Consider the following 17,092-nt stretch of genomic DNA (forward strand, 5'->3'; position numbering starts at 1 on the left):
GTCATTTCTTTTGTAATAACGTAACATTCAAATATATCCCTAAATGATCCTGCAAATCAGTGCAAAGAGAAAGAGGACGATTGCCTTCCTGTTACTTGCTTTGCTATATTTTGAAACAGTGATTCCTTCTTATGCGCTCGCAGTAGCCAGATCTGCGACTGTTTACAGTTTCTCCGCAGAAAAGAAGGATGTTAACCCCCGTGTACTAAATAGTGTACCCAAGGCAGTTACTCCGTTAAAAGAGACGCATTCCCTTACGAATGCAAAAGCATTCACCGGTGGTCCTACGCAACCGGAAATGCAGTCTTTTGCTGCTGTCAATAATGGGAATATGGTAGATCTCTTTACTGGTGATTTTTCCTACAGTATACCATTGCTGGACGTAGGCGGTTATCCTATTACCATCGGTTATAACAGCGGTATCTCAATGGATCAGGAAGCCAGTTGGGTGGGGCTCGGCTGGAACATTAACCCCGGTACGATCATGCGTAATATGCGTGGATTACCGGACGACTTTAGTGGAACAGCAGATTCCATACAGAAAGTAACAAAGATAAAACCTAATGAGACCTATGGAGGATCGATAGGTGCGGATCTTGAGTTAGCGGGTTTTTCTGCGGCGCCGAAGTCAAGTGATTCCACTTTTAGCGCCAGTGTCAAACTCACGGCGTCCGCAGGTATATTCTATAACAACTACAAGGGGCTTGGTACAGAGGTAACGATTAATTCCAGTCTGAATGCCGGTTCATTAAGTATGGGAGAATTTTCAGGTGGTTTGTCGCTCGCCAATAACTCCCAGGAAGGGGCGACTGTGCGTAATACGATTAGTTATAGCCTGTTTGGAAACCTATCAAAAAAAGTCGGTGGTTTTGGGGGTAATATAGCGGTGGGTGCTACATATAGTTCCCGGTCGGGTTTAAAGGCATTGCAGCTAAGCGCTGGTCTGCGACAGTATGGGATCAGTAATAATAACATGCGACAGCTTGTCAATTCCGGCCTGGACAGGCTATCTCCATCCGCTATGTTGAGTTTTGCTTATCCTTCTTATCTTCCGGATATCAGCCTTCCTTATACAAGCACTTCCCTGAGTGTAACGTTGAAGACCGGCTCAACGAAGAAAGTGTTTCACCCGAATTTCTTTGTACAGGGATATGGTTCTAAGCAGTTTATTGCAGATGAGGATATTCGTATGTCTCTACCAGCTTATGGTTATCTTAATTATCAGCAGGCCGGCTCCAATACGGCCGCATTGCTTGATTTTAACCGGGAGAGAGATATCCCATACCGGGAAAAACCAGAAGTGCCAAATATTGGTATTCCTGCATATACCTACGACGTTTTCTCCATATCCGGAGAAGGAACAGGTGGTATGTTCAGGGCTTATCGCGGTGATATAGGATATGTGTTCGATCACGCCATGAGGACAAAAGACAATTCTAAAAATGCGAGTATAGATTTTGGTGCCGGCGACATTGTACATGCAGGTCTGGATGTGACTTATAATAAATCTACCACCACCACTGGCCCATGGAAAGAATTAAATCCACTAGCTGCAAATGTGGCTTTTTCTTCTTCTGATAAATTACATGAAGCTGCCTATTTCCGTAATCCGGGAGAGATGGCCATTAATGACACCGCCTTTTATGAGAACATCGGTGGTGATGATGTGGTGGCTGTTAACTTGGAACAGGGAGGGATCAGCGGTCCTGATATCCGTACTACCAATGTGCTGAACCGCTATCGTAATCAGCGTTTTGTAGGTAAAAAGGTAGCAGGTGCGCGAAATATGAAAAAGGATAACCGCGATAAGCGTACGCAGGTTATTTCTTATCTGACAGCTGAAGAAGCAGGTCATGCAGGTCTGAACAGATATATTGAAAATTACGTAGAAGACTCTTTCAAAATTAATAACTGTGACGTTGCTTTTCCCAATGGCGCAGAGGGAGTGGGTAGTGGCTGGATAGGGGAGTATTATGCGGGTAGCCTGGAGCGCTTCCTGTTCAAACGTGAGGACACGATCATCGCATTTACAGATAAAGAGCTGTTTAACCGTAACATACCGCAGGGCGCTCCTGTGGGGAGGTTTGATTATTCGTTCTCTGCCCGGTGGACAGGGAGAATTAAAGCGCCGGTAACGGGTAAATACACCTTCTCGACAGCTTCAGATGATGGGGTAAGATTTTATATCAATGATACCCTGTTGATAGATAACTGGGGTGGTCACCCGCCGACGCTGGATTCTGCTGTTGTGAACCTCGTGGCAGACCAGTTTTATAACATACGTCTGGAGTACCGCCAGGATAAAGAAAGGGCAGTGATGGCGCTGGCATGGAGATATGCCGGTTTGCCTTCGGCTTTTATTCCAAGGCAATATCTCTATCATATGCCGGAGAAAGATACTTTCCTGGCAACAAACGGTTCCGTAGTGCGTGAAATGAGGATCAATGATTTCCGTAAGAAAAATCATCTTTCGGAGATTGATGTACTGAACGCTGATGGCAGAAGATATGTTTACGGTATTCCGGTTTATAATATTCAGCAAAGGGAGGTCACATTTGCTGCTTCGCAGGATGGTGCAGATAAAGTAGCCGGACTGGTTCATTACGCCCGTGGCACAGATAATACGACGGCTAATCAGAATGGCGTAGATCATTATTTCAGTAGCGAACAGATACCGGCTTATGCGCACTCTTTTCTGCTGACCGGCATCCTCTCACCTGATTATCAGGATCTGACAGGAGATGGTATCTCTCCGGATGATCCGGGAGATGCGATTAAGTTCAATTATACCAGGACGGCCGGCATACGGAATACCTATAAATGGAGGGTGCCGATGGGGGTTGATTCTGCCAATTATAGCGAGGGTTTAAAGACCGATTACAGGGATGATAAAGCCAGCTATGTGCACGGCGAAAAAGAACTCTGGTACCTGCATTCAGTTGAGTCGAAGAATATGATCGCGACTTTCAAACTGGTAAAAAGAGATGATCTTCCCGCAGTGGATGAAAATGGTGTAAGACTTGCAGAGAATAAAACCCGCAGACTGGAAGAGATCAATCTCTATACCAAGGCGGAATTTGCAAGAAGCAGTCATCCAAGGCCGGTAAAAACAGTACATTTTGAGTATTCATATGAGCTGTGTCCTGGTGTAAGCGGAAATCCCAGCAAAGGAAAACTGACACTTAAAAAGATCTGGTTTACCTACAATGGTAATAATAAAGGACAACGTAATCCTTACATTTTTAGCTATAATAAAAACAATCCTTCTTATAAGACCAACTCCAGTGATCGTTGGGGAAACTACAAAGATCAGCTGCAAAACCCGGGTTCCATACCGGGCAATGTGCTGACAAACGCTGACTATCCGTATGCATTACAGGATAGTACGCAGGCTGCGGATAATGCCGCTGCCTGGGCCCTGGATAAGATCGTACTGCCTTCCGGCGGAAGAATGGAGATTTCTTACGAAAGCGATGATTATGCCTTCGTGCAGAACAAACGTGCCGCCCAGCTTTTCAAAATTGCAGGTTTCTCGCCTTCGGTCCCTTCTTCACTGAACGATCTGAAACCGGAATTGTATGGCATCATTGACTATCTGTATGTGGCCGTAGATGTGCCGTATAAGGTGAATAGCAATCAGGAGGTATATAACCGTTATCTGCAGAATATGGATAAGCTCTTTTTCCGGCTGTCAGTACAGATGCCTGGTGACAAATTCGGGAAAGGGAATGAGTACGTGAACTGTTATGCAACGGTAGACCCGGGTAATTATGGTTTCTTCAATCAGGGCAATAAATCGACGATCTGGTTACGCCTCAAGGCAATTGACCCGGGCGCAAAACTGAATACGCCGAAAAGCGTGTTTAGTCCGCTGGCGCAATCTGCTTTCCAGTTCCTTCGCCTGAACCTTGGTTCAAAAGCCTATCCCGGTTCAGACCTGGGGGACGATGATATCGATATGGTAGATGCCATAAAGATCTTGTTATCACATGCCGATAACCTGAATAATATGCTGCTCACCTTTGAGACAGCAGCACGCGTGAAACATTGGGCAAGAAAGGTTGATCTCAACAGAAGTTTCGTAAGACTTAACAATCCCTATTATAAGAAATATGGCGGTGGGTACCGCGTGAAGAAAGTCCTGATATATGACCACTGGAATAAGATGACAGGGCAGAAAGAATCGTTGTATGGTCAGGAATATCAGTACACGACGATAAAAGATATAGATGGCAGAAAAGAACTGATCAGTAGTGGTGTAGCTGCTTATGAACCGGTGATCGGTGGAGAAGAAAATCCCTGGAAGATACCTGTTGAATACAATCTGCAGGTTTCTAACCTGGTACCCGTAGACAGAGGCTATACTGAACTGCCGTATGGTGAAGGATTCTTCCCGGCTCCATCAGTAGGTTATAGTAAGGTGCGTGTGAGAACGATCCATGCTGATAAGCGTCGCTCCGCCAATGGATACGAAGAAACCTGCTTCTATACCGGTTACGATTTCCCAACTCTGACAGATGTCACTAATCTGGGTGACAGCAAAAAACGCTTTAAACCGCTTCTCTCCAATCTGCTGCGTATTAATGCGAGGCATTACCTGGGCTTAAGCCAGGGCTTTAAAGTGGAGTTGAATGACATGACGGGTAAGATTAAATCGCAGGCTTCCTATGGAGAGGCTGATCCGGAGAAGCCAATTACCTATACAGAATATTTCTATAAGGTAGATAACCAGCAGGCTTTAAATAAGCATCTGAATGACACCGTAAAAGTGATCTCCCCACAGGGGAATATTGCTGCTGCCTCTATTGGAAAGGATATTGAGCTGATGCTGGACATGAGACAGCAGCATTCCACTACAATTGGTTATAGTCTTAACCTGAACGGAATGATGTTCAAGTTCGCCTGGCCGCCGGTATTGTTCATTCCTGTATTACTCAACCTGGTACAACGGGAAGAAACGAAATACAGTTCGGTTGCTGCTACAAAGATTGTTTATCGTCATGGTATCCTGGATAGTGTACTAGCTATTGACAAAGGTAGCCGGGTGACAACCAGCAACCTGCTGTATGATGCGGAAACTGGTAGCCCATTGCTGACAAGAACGCTGAATGAATTCAATGACTCGCTGTATTCCTTTACTTATCCGGCCGCATGGGCTTATGATGGGATGAGTGGTGCGTACAAAAATATAGGTGTTGAACTGGATCATATCACCATGAAGGATGGCCGTATCGCATCGGGACTGACAGAAAGTGCTTCGTTATATTTCGCTGCCGGTGATGAAATCCTGATCTGGTCTCATCAGAAGACAGGAGGTACAGCTTGTAGTCCGGAGATAGCGACCTTCCCTGCATCCGCTTTTATTTACACTGTGGATGCTAATGTCCTGACTGGCGGTACACCGGATCTTTACTTTGTAGATAAGAATGGGAATCCGTTTACAGGGAATGACATTTCGTTGAAGATCGTGCGTTCCGGCAGACGTAATATTAACGGCGCCGTTGGAACAGTGGTATCACTGAAAAACCCCATACAGGGAAAAACCCTTGTATTGGATAGCAGCCGGCAGATCATCTCTTCATCCGCAGTTGCCTATAAGCAGCTCTGGAGAGTAAGCGACAAGAGAAAACAGGATACATCAGTTGTATGTGTGACGCAGTCTTACAATGATTATGTCGGAGCTGGTGGAGACTGTGGTATACGTTACTATGGAAACGTAGCGAAGAGCAAGTCCATCAGGAAAAACGACTGTGGTACCGGGGCGACGGGATCAGTGATATTGTATAAGGTGGATGCTAACAGGTATACTTCCTATATCAGTCAGGCGAAAGCCGATTCTATGGCACAGGCAGATATTGACAGTTTCGGGCAGAGCTATGCAAACGCCCGTGGTACCTGTACGTTTACCTATAATAGTCGTATAGATAGTGTGACTATATTAAATCATCCCTGTCAGGGAGATGCCATCCCATTGCCTTACACATATATCGTACCTGCGAAAGCATTTACTTCTAATATCAGTCAGGAGGATGCTGACGCCAAGGTGAAACTACGTTTGCTCGATAGTGCGCAGGTGGTGGCGGACAGAAATGGCCGTTGCTATTATAAGAATGATACAACGGGTATTCTTGCTTATCCAACCTGCGAAAATGGCGGTACTGGCCGTGGCATTTGGGTGCAGATACCTGCAGGAGTGGATACGTCGATGACTAGTAAGGAGGCAGCTAATATAAAGGCGCGTAATGCTTACTGGGCATATGCAAAGGAAATAGCAAGGCAACAAGGTGGTTGTTTATATAAGAGCGTGGCGATGGATACGACAGTTAAAAAGAACGATTGTAGTTCCGGTATCGGTACAAACGTACTTTATCAGCTTGTTGCTGGAAAATATGAGTCGGTGACTAGTCAATTTGCGGCGGATTCCATGGCACACAAAGACATGCAGGACAGTGCACAGGCTTATGCAAATGCGAACGGATTGTGTCAGCCGGGTATTTATGCGGTGCTTGAGATCACGCCTGCTGGAAATGATGGTGTAAAATCATATGCGTTCCTGATGATGCATTTTTACTCAGATTCGGCATTGACTGTTCCTGTTTCGGTGACTAACCTAAGCGTAAATATAGGGGGTACAAGAAACTGGTGTAATGGTGATACGGATGATATCTCTTATTCAAGAATATTTAACGGAACAAGCGATCGATTTGAGAAACCTATTGTGAACAGTAACGGGCAAAGTGGGAACCCTTGCTACAGCGCCTTCTACTTCCTTAAAAATGGTACTGGCTACATCAATGCGGGAACCATAGGAAGTGCAGACTGACAAAATAAAAGATGAGTTATGAAATTATATATTTGGAGCTTAATACTGATTACGGCATTGCTGGCCGGCGGTTTTAGTAAAACGATGGCGCAGGGCAATGTCAGCTCCTGCACCTGTGAAGGCCTGAAACCATTCTTCGATTACCTGATCGCCTCACAGCGGCTGTTCATCCAGCCGGAAGATGGTATCCTGGTGTCCTCCATACTGGAGGATGCCAGGAATGCGGGATACACGATATCTTATACACAGTGTCAGGTATTGTCCCGTAACGTAAATGGCCAGTTTTATGCAAAAATCAAGAGTGTTGCGAGTGCCACAAAGTACCAGGCGGTCATCGGCGGCTGTACGGTGTCTTTAAGCTCGGTTAACGCAAGTGCCATTACATTCAACAATCTGCAGAGTAATGCCTGTGGAACGACCGGCACGGTATCATACCGCACAAAAACCAACAGCACCTTAGTGGCTAACCTGCAGGTGGATTCCTGTCTTAATTGCCGTGCAGAGGATGTTGGAGCAGTTTATTCCTGTTATAGTCCGGTTACAGAGCGCTCTGTTAATCCCTATCTCTATGGATTATCGGGCAACTGGCGTCCTTATCGTTCTTATGCCTATTACGGGGACCGGAAGGAAAAGAACCCTAAAACTGACCTGTCGTTAAACACAGCAGGTACTATTGAAGGATATAAGAGTTACTGGAAATTTGAAAATGGTAAACTGACGGGCATGGCAGAAACGTCAGCAGATACTGCTGTATGGGTCTGGAATAGTGAGCTGACCCTTGTAAATCGTAAAGGGCTGGAACTGGAGAATCATGATCCTTTAGGACGGTATAACGCCGGATTATACGGATATGACGATGCCTTGCCGGTGGCAGCTGCACAGAACGCCCGTTACAGGGAAATCGCCTTTGAAGGATTTGAGGACTACGGTTTTAAGATAACACCTTGTGATGGTCCCTGTCTGGTACCTAAAAGTTTTGATTTCTCCTTCTATAAAAATCACCTGGATACTACGCAACAGCATACCGGCTTATTCAGTCTTCGGGTAGATGCAGGAGCGAATGCGGGTATTACATCTCCTGTCGGCGGGATGACTGAATACGGCTTCGGACTGACCTTTAATAAGGCGGGTGTATCCTGCGGAGAAACCATCCCCGGGTTATCATCAGTAAAAACAGATGCAGCTGCATTATTACCCTCTTTCTCTCCGATAGCAGGCAAAACAATTGTGATCAGTGCCTGGGTGAAGGAGGCGGTTGAGTGTAAAGGTGGCGCCTATACAGATAACCAGTTTGCAATAGTGGTGAAACAGTTAAACGACAGCAGTACGATCATTGCACAGCCACAGGGCGCGATCATTGAAGGATGGCAACGCTATGAGGAAGTGATCGCTGTACCTGATGATGCGGTATCTGTTGCAATAGTTATGAAAGCGACCGGGGGACATGCCGCCTATTTTGATGATATCAGGATACATCCCTATAACGCCAATATGAAATCATACGTGTACAATCCTTATGACCTGCGTCTCATGGCGGAGCTTGATGAGAATAACTACGCCACTTTCTATGAATATGATGATGACGGTACATTGATCCGTCTGAAGAAAGAAACAGAGCGTGGCATTAAAACCATCACGGAAACAAGGAGCGCACTTTTAAAAGAAAATTCTGATCAATGAGTCCATTTTTATTATCCCTAGATACTTTGATCATGTCAGCAGTAAAAAAGATCACCCGCTACAGGACAGCTGCACTCATGTGTTTGTTGCTGGTCATGACATTGGCCGGTCGTGCGCAGTCAGTTGTTACACTGAAAACGATGCTGGACGGCGCCAAAGGACAGCTGGCAAAGGATTCCTTTGCGGTCGTGCCTGACAGTATTTATTTCGGTGCAGACAGGATCCCTTCACTGGAAAGAGTAGAGAATGTCAGGAATATAGTTACCCTGAAGATCAACGAATATACCACTACGCCATTGCCCGCCACATTTAAGGCAACGGCAGTAGTGCGGATTATTTACACAAAACCTGATAACCAGATAGATTCCATCGAAAAGACGTTATCTGTCAACCATGCTGATACAGGTAAATATATCAGCAGAAGTAGTTACGTCTTTAATAATGCGCACCATGTAACTGCAAAAATTGTCAGTCTTACGATAACCGGCGCTACAAATGTGCAACCATTCCTATTACTGGATAATGAGATGCAGGTAAGTCCTGTATATAAGTTGTCCTGCACAACAGATGCTGTACGTGGCTTCAGTTCGATTGCGGTAAATGCTGCCAGTGAACTCCATGTGACATGGAACCAGTTGATCGGCGCTGATGTATATGACCTGGAATGGACATATATCGATTCAAGCGCAGTCAGCAGATATGGTAATCCGATAGATACCAGGCTATTATTTAAAAACAACGCTTCACGCGTAACGATTGCAGACCTTAGCTATGACATTCCCTTGTTGTATGACAAGAAAGGCATGCTTTATTTAAGGGTGAGGGGTGTACAGGAGAAAGCGAATAATGTGCGCATAGAAACGCCCTGGAGCACTGAATCAGGTGGATTAGGCAGCTTTGCTTATGATGGTCATCAGGATTCGCTGAACTGGCAGGTAACGACTTCCTTCGCAGAAGAAGGTAAGCGAAAGTCTGTGATACAGTACTATGATGGTAGTCTGAGAGGCCGTCAGACGGTTACAAAAGATAACACTACTAAAACCACTGTTGTAGGAGAGTCGTTCTATGACTATCAGGGACGCCCGGTTGTCCAGGTTATGCCTGCGCCTACTTTAAGCACTATTATTAAATATACACCGGGATTCAATAAGGGAATTAACAGTCCGGAGTATGACAAAGGACAATATGATACCTTGCCCACGCCGGCAGCATTTCTGACGGCAAGCGCGAATGCGATGTCTACGCAGAGTGGGGCTAATCAGTATTATTCACCTGATAATCCTGATACATCCGGGTTTAATCGTTTCATTCCGGATGCGGAAGGATATGCTTTTATGGAGACTTCCTATACGCAGGATAATACCGGCAGGATTAGCCGGCAGAGTGGCGTAGGGCCTGTCTTCAGACTGGGCAGTCATCATGAAACGGAATATTTTTATGGTTCTCCGGGTGAAGGTGATCTGGATGCATTGTTTGGTACGGATGCAGGAGATAAATCCCACTATTTTAAGAATATGGTGAGGGATGCGAATGGTCAGTATTCAGTGAGCTATGTAGATATGCATGGCCGTACGATTGCTACAGCTTTGGCCGGTAAACCAGATAACAGTGTGTTGTCAGATATCTCTTCTTATAAAGAGGAGGACATTACTGATACCTTATCACATACCGGAAGCAATGTAGTAAAGGACCTTACGCTGGAGAACAGGCAGAGTCAGCTGGTAACAATTGATGGTAACTATGCTTTCAGGTATAAACTGAAAGCGCCAGTTATCAGATTCAACGGTTGTAATCAGCAGCTTTGTTTTAATGGGGTGTATGATCTGGAGATCACTATTACGGATGATGCGTACAACCAGCGTATCGGTGGTGCGCCGTTGAAATTCGTATTCCGCAATTATAACCTGGATAGTATCAGGGCTGATTGTAGCATTGCCCCCCGTGATTTTGACGAGACTTTCAATGTATGGTTGCCAAGAGGGAATTATGAGATCACCAAGCAGCTGACCATTAACCAGCATGCTTTGGCGCTCTATCGGGATAGTATTTTCATGAAGCAGGATACCTGTGTTACCCTGGAAAAGTTGATTCAGCAACAGCGTACGCTGTTGGCGCAGGCACAGTGTGTACCGGATTGTAAGTCCTGTACAGACAGTGTAGGTACCTGGGAGACTTTCTGGGCTAAATATCCTGACCGTATCGGACAATCGGCGGCAGATTCCTCTTCTTATAAGGCGCAGGCACTTGCAGACTATGCGCAGGCAATAGCAGCCTGTGACGCACTTTGTAAGGATACCACAGCGGTAAATGAGTTACGTGCGTCATTACTGGCAGACGTATCGGCCCCTTCGGGACAGTATGCTGATGTAAGTGATACAACAAGCATTTTTTCGGTTTTCTACCGGAAGAATAATATGTCGCTTCCTGCTTATCAGCGTACAGATATCGTGTACAAAGATGAAGCGGGTTTACCCGATATGGTGTACAATGACGAAACGCAGACATATGTATTACCACAGCAATTATCTCCGGCTGTTTTTGCGGCTAAGTTCAAAGTATCCTGGGCAGAGGCCTTGTTGCCTTTCCATCCTGAATATTACAAGTTTCAGGCTTATCTGCAACGCAAACCAGCGTATGATTGGGGCAGGAAGTTAGAGTCAATAGATGATTATGCAACAGCGAAAGCACAGGGATATCTGAATCCTATTGCCAGTAATGCATTTCCATTCACTATTGCAAATGCGAATAAAGATCCGCTTGCTGACAGAGATGCATTGGTAGCTGGTAAGTTATACCAGGCATTGTCATCATATAACAATGAAGGTGATCCGGCGAAGCTGCTTTCTATGTGGAGTGCGGCGACGATCATGATAAAATGTGACCAGGTAATACCTGTTTGTACAGATCTGTACCGTACTCCTGCGAAGGCGTTTGACGAAGCGGTCTTATGTACAGGAGATCTGGATATGGCATGGCGTACATTCAGACAGTTGTACCTGAGCTATCGTCGTAATATACTGGATGATGAGGTGGCGAATGTTGGTGCGCCGGCTGGTGTACGTACGGTAAGCAGTCAGGAATTAACTGACGCCCGTAAGTCACCACGTTTTAATACAGCGGCGGCGGCTATAAAACAAAACAACTTAAGTTACCTGGGCACTGATAAGACCGAAAAAGAGCTGATAGATTCAATCAATGCATCATTGGCTGCTAGTTATGATGCGAACTGCAGGGCTTATGTATCTGCCTGGCTGAAGCAGCTGGCGCCTTGTAAATATGATTCAACAGCCTGGGCTGAATTATCCCGGAAACTGATCAGCGTTTGTAAAGAAGGTTCAGATGTCGATCATCCATTAGGTGCAAGTTCTGTAAAGCCTTCAAGCAGTTATAGGTACAGAAGCTTCCAGGATGTACTGGAAGAATATAACAGTGCGCATGGTATTGACAGTCCGCTGGTATGTAACGGCTATCTGATCACGGCACCGGCGACATATGATAAACAGCCGGCCTATGGCGACAAGCCTTCCTATACAGGGCCGAATGATTGCGAGTGTAATCAGTTACGCGTACTGCAAACAGAGTATAATCATAGTAAGAAAAGCAGCGATACCAGTTTTGCGGTTTATCTGAACAGGACCAGAGGAACTTCCTTAAGTCAGGGTCAGTTACAGACTTTGCTGAATGCATGTAATACGTCCGGCAGTTCCTGTACTTATCTGTCACAGCCGGTTGCTATACCGGTTATTATCCAGTGTAATACCGCGCCTCCCTGTGCGTCCTGTACGGAAGTAAGGGCAGCCTATACTGATTATCAGGCGAAATTTCCGGGTATTGTACCTAAGCTGGAAGATGACACAACGAATAACGGGCAGCAGGAGCTGAAGAATCAGCTGTTTGCCGCTTATATGAATAACAAACTCGGGTTTGCGAAGGAGTATTGGGAATACCTTAATTTCCTGGATACCTGTCAGGCCGGTTTTGCAGCAGACGAAAATGTTTGTCAGGTAACCGACCGTATTTATAATACCTATATCGATTCCCGCGGCAGAAGTGTGATTATTTCTGACCTTTCCCGTACACCAGATAACGGATTCCTTTTAGGAGGTATCTTAAAAGGAAAGCAATCTGGTATTATCACTTTTGCATCAGCATCGGGTAATGAAAGGGCATCGGCTGTAGGTCCGACTATTGATCTGGATTCAACTGCCTTTATTACAAAAGTGAACGCACACGGTGCGATTGAATGGTCGAAGCAGTATCCGGTAGGAACAAGGGATTATTTTGCCCGTGTGAAGCCTACCCGTGACGGAGGCATCATTGCGATCGGTGCTGTATGGGGAATAGGACATGACAGTTCTGAAATTCTGATTACAAAGACGAATGCGATCGGTGATGTAAAATGGAGCCGTAAAATCGGTTTTAATACACAGAATGGAGATACCGGGGTGGATATCCTGGAATTGAGTGACGGGAACTTCGCCTTTTCCGGCAGGTCTAATATCAATAACGTTGACAGTACCGGTGACTGGATCGTAGGTACACTTGATACAGTTGGTATGGGCGGATGGATCCGGCAGATGGGTAGTTCGAATATCGATGCGACCTATTCAATGCTGGAGGACCATGATACGCTGGTGGTAATGGGAAATCTCCTGATGGAACATACGGGGGTGTACCATGACTATGACCTGATCATTGCGAAACTCAATAAATACACTGGTGTGACGAACAGGGTGTTCCGGTATGACTTCGGAAGCGCCCCGATCACGAGTGACAGTTATCCGGGTGTTATTGAGAAAACACCTGAAGGGTATGTGTTCAGTGCTACTAATGGTTTTGGAAGGAGGGCGGTGAACTCTATCGCCTGGATATCCAATACTGGTACTATCCTCGCTTCGAAACAATTTGCCGTCAGGAAGGATACCATTGTTGCCGAGAAAATGCCGATGGCGATCACCAGTGATCTGGGACTTGTCATCGCACAAAATGCATTGACGTCGCCACGTACCAGTCTGATACTAAACAGGATCACCCGTGATAGTACGATCGCGTGGTCTGATATGATCATGCTGGATAGTTCTGCTTCCCTGAACAGTATTGTTCAAAGCGCCAGTGGTGGATTTGTCGGTGTGGGTAGTTATGGAAGAGATGGTTTATTGATGATGACGCCTCCTTCGGGAAGAGTAAATTGTAAGAATACGGAGATAGCAAATAGTCTGATCTTTCTGAGGGTGACACCTAACAGGAACAGTCCTTTGCCGATCAATATTATACGTGGGGCAGATTCTGTGGTATTGCCCATTACGATTACAGCGCTTAACACTGGACTGTCACGTGTTCCTATCTTCTGTGGCGGTATTGACAGTTGTTACAAGATCCGCGGTGGACCGCTTTTATGTGGTAATGTCAATCCGATATTCAGACCAGTTACTGATAATATCGATAATTGTTCTGATAACGAATACTTTGCTGTCAGCAAGGGAACTGATTTGTATAACGCTTATGTAGATTCTGTTAAGAACAGCTTTGGTAATGCGTATGCAGATAGCTGTATGCAGGCGGGGCAGCGTGAGATCTATACGGTAGCTTATAAACTCAGTGAGTATCATTATACGCTTTATTACTATGACCAGGCCGGTAATCTGGTGAAAACAGTGCCTCCTGCCGGCGTGGTGGTTGATCGTTCTGCTTCCTGGCTCTATCGGGTAAGAATGGCAAGAGCGGCTAAACAGTCCCTCAAACCAGCACATACGCTGGTCACTAATTACCGGTACAATACCCTGAATCAGGTAATTGCGCAACATACGCCTGATGCGGGTGTCAGCAATTTCTGGTATGACCGGCTGGGAAGGTTGTCTGTTTCCCAGAATGCAAAACAGCAACCCCTGGCAAGGTATAGTTATACGCAGTATGACTTGTTAGGAAGAACGACGGAAGTGGGAGAGATCGGCAGTAGTGCTGCTATGAGCAATACGATCAGCCGGAGCGCTGCCAGTTTACAGAGCTGGTTTGTCAATGCCAATAACAGTCGTACACAGATCACACATACTTATTACGATACACGCGTTGACTTCTTTGCACCGGAATTGTTCTTTGCAAAAAATCTGAGGAATCGTGTGGCATGGACGGCATTGTTTGATTCTTCACCAGAACAGTTAACGGGTGATTATGCAGTTGGTACTTTCTATAGCTATGACATTCATGGTAATGTGGATACCCTCATGCAGGACTATAAGAAAGGTGTGCTGCAGAATTTGCAGAGCCGTTGGAAGAAGGTTGTTTACAAATATGACCTGATCAGCGGTAAGGTGAACCATGTGGCTTATCAGCCGGGGTATTCAGATGCGGTATATCATCGTTATGGTTATGACGCGGAGAACAGGCTGATAAGTGTGGAAACGAGTACGGATAGTGTGTACTGGGAGAACGATGCGTTTTACCAGTACTATAAACACGGTCCGCTGGCACGTACTATTCTGGGTCAGCAGCAGGTGCAGGGTACAGATTATGCCTATACATTACAAGGTTGGTTGAAGGGTGTGAATAGCACTTCTGCGGGTAGTGACTTTGATATGGGCGTTGATGGGCATTCAGCGGCAAAAGACGTGTATGGCTTTGCTTTACATTACTATGGAAACAGTGACTACAAGCCGATAGGTCTTAGCCGTCCGTTTGCGTCGGCAACTGGTACCGGGTTTAGTCCGTTATATAATGGGAACATAGCGGCGATCAGTCAGTCAATTCCGTCAGTAGGTGCTTCCCTGCAATACAGGTATAGCTATGACGTATTGAACAGGTTACATGGAATGGTTGCTTATAAAGGGCTTGATTCTGCTACGAATACCTGGAATGCAGTTCAGTTACCGGACTTCAGAGAACAGGTGACTTATGACGCGAATGGTAATATCCTGACTTACAACCGTAAGGGAGATACCACATTTGCGAAGAAGCACCTGGAGATGGATGATCTGACTTATCATTATAAGACGGGTACCAATAAGCTTGACTACATTCATGATAGCGTCGATTCTACTTATTATGATGTTGATATCGATCGTCAGTTTGCGGGTAACTACCGGTATGACAGTATAGGTAATCTTATCAAGGATAGTACAGCAAAAATTGCTGATATTCAATGGACTGTTTATGGAAAAATAAGCAGCATCACTAAAGAGGATGGTTCCGTCATCAGATATGCTTATGACGCCAGTGGTAACAGGGTGAGTAAATATGCCAATGGCGTGTATACATGGTATGTCCGTGATGCGAGTGGTAATGTGATGGCTGTTTATACCCAGGGAGATGCCGGGGTTAATGCCGGTAAGCTGACTAAGATAGAATCTGATCTTTATGGATCAAGTCGTTTAGGGCTTAATTTATTGAGTGTCAATATTCAGGATAGTGCAGCGGTGAATGCTGAGACGATTGTTGGGTTAGGTTCAGGATTTTATACTAATTTCACGAGAGGAGGAAAGATCTTTGAATTAACGAACCATCTTGGGAACGTACTGGCTACGGTAAGTGATAAGAGATGGTGGCAGTCGGGGAACGCGGTCGCGGATGTGGTTTCGGCGCAGGAGTATTATCCTTTTGGGATGTTGATGCCGGGGAGAGGGTTTAGAGCAGGGGGTTATCGTTATGGGTTTAATGGGAAGGAGAATGATAATGAGGTGAAGGGTGAGGGGAATCAGCAGGATTATGGAATGCGGGTGTATGATCCGAGAGTTGGGAAGTTCTTGAGTGTGGATCCGTTGACTGGAAAATATCCTGAGTTAACGCCGTATCAGTTTGCAAGTAATAGACCTATCGACGGAATAGATAAGGATGGAAAAGAATGGAGTACTACGGAAATTTTTGACGCAAATACAGGTATAACAACAATAAATTATCACTTAACTTTAAAAATCTCCAAAGGTATTTTATCCGATGATGATGTCAATACTATTGTTCGAGATGCACAGAATTATATGAAGTCTGCCTTGACTGCATCTGGTGGCTTGAACACTATGTATGACGTTTCCTATGAATATACATTAATTGAAAAGACAAGTATAGAGACAGAGAAAGAGAAGAGCCTAGTGATTGATTTCGGTGATTTTCGTGCAAAGAATATTGCTCAGTGGAAGTCTGGACAACAGATTACACTAGGGAACAATAAGTCAGATACACAAAAAGGGCTAATTGAGATTAGCACGTTTGACCTAATAAGTATTGACGTCAAAGCAGGAAAACTTAATTTTTCTCAAATCTCTAATAATCTGTTGTCTTTAATTGTGAACCATGAATTAGGGCATGGAGCTAGACTGAGCCATCCGTTTTCTGAGCGAATCCCTGATATAGCACAATATCTTACTGATGTGAATGGCAAGATTTTAAAAGATGAGAAAGGCGTTCCTCAAAGGAGCAGTGTTCCCGATGAAACAATAAAACGAAATTTCATGAATACAGGAGAAAATATAGCTTTACCACCTTCAAATCTCTCAGATATTAAAGAAATGACACCTGGACAGAATGGATGGTTTCATAAAGTAATTAAATTTGAACAGAAGAAGATATGAGTCGTATAATTTTTTTGTCGTTTATCTTGAT

3 protein-coding genes are annotated in these 17,092 nt (G+C 45.1%); all 3 read left to right on the forward strand.

Annotated features, from left to right (window positions below):
- Positions 1-43: 43 nt before the first annotated feature.
- The 3 genes from BMZ72_RS03130 to BMZ72_RS03140 are packed head-to-tail and all read left to right on the forward strand — an operon-like array spanning position 44 to position 17,061.
- Positions 44-6,823 carry a DUF5977 domain-containing protein gene (locus BMZ72_RS03130; protein WP_089805154.1) on the forward strand — a complete coding sequence of 2,260 codons (6,780 nt, stop codon included), beginning with the start codon at positions 44-46 and terminating at the stop codon, positions 6,821-6,823.
- An 18-nt stretch (positions 6,824-6,841) separates the two neighbouring features.
- Complete coding sequence (locus tag BMZ72_RS03135) at positions 6,842-8,503, forward strand: hypothetical protein (RefSeq protein ID WP_089805156.1); 1,662 nt, start codon at positions 6,842-6,844, stop codon at positions 8,501-8,503.
- Positions 8,504-8,535: 32 nt separating this feature from the next.
- Positions 8,536-17,061: an RHS repeat domain-containing protein gene (locus BMZ72_RS03140; protein ID WP_143087580.1), complete on the forward strand. Its 8,526-nt coding sequence runs from the start codon at positions 8,536-8,538 to the stop codon at positions 17,059-17,061.
- Positions 17,062-17,092: the final 31 nt, after the last annotated feature.

It is taken from the genome of Chitinophaga sp. YR627, from assembly GCF_900114995.1.
Taxonomy (GTDB): domain Bacteria; phylum Bacteroidota; class Bacteroidia; order Chitinophagales; family Chitinophagaceae; genus Chitinophaga.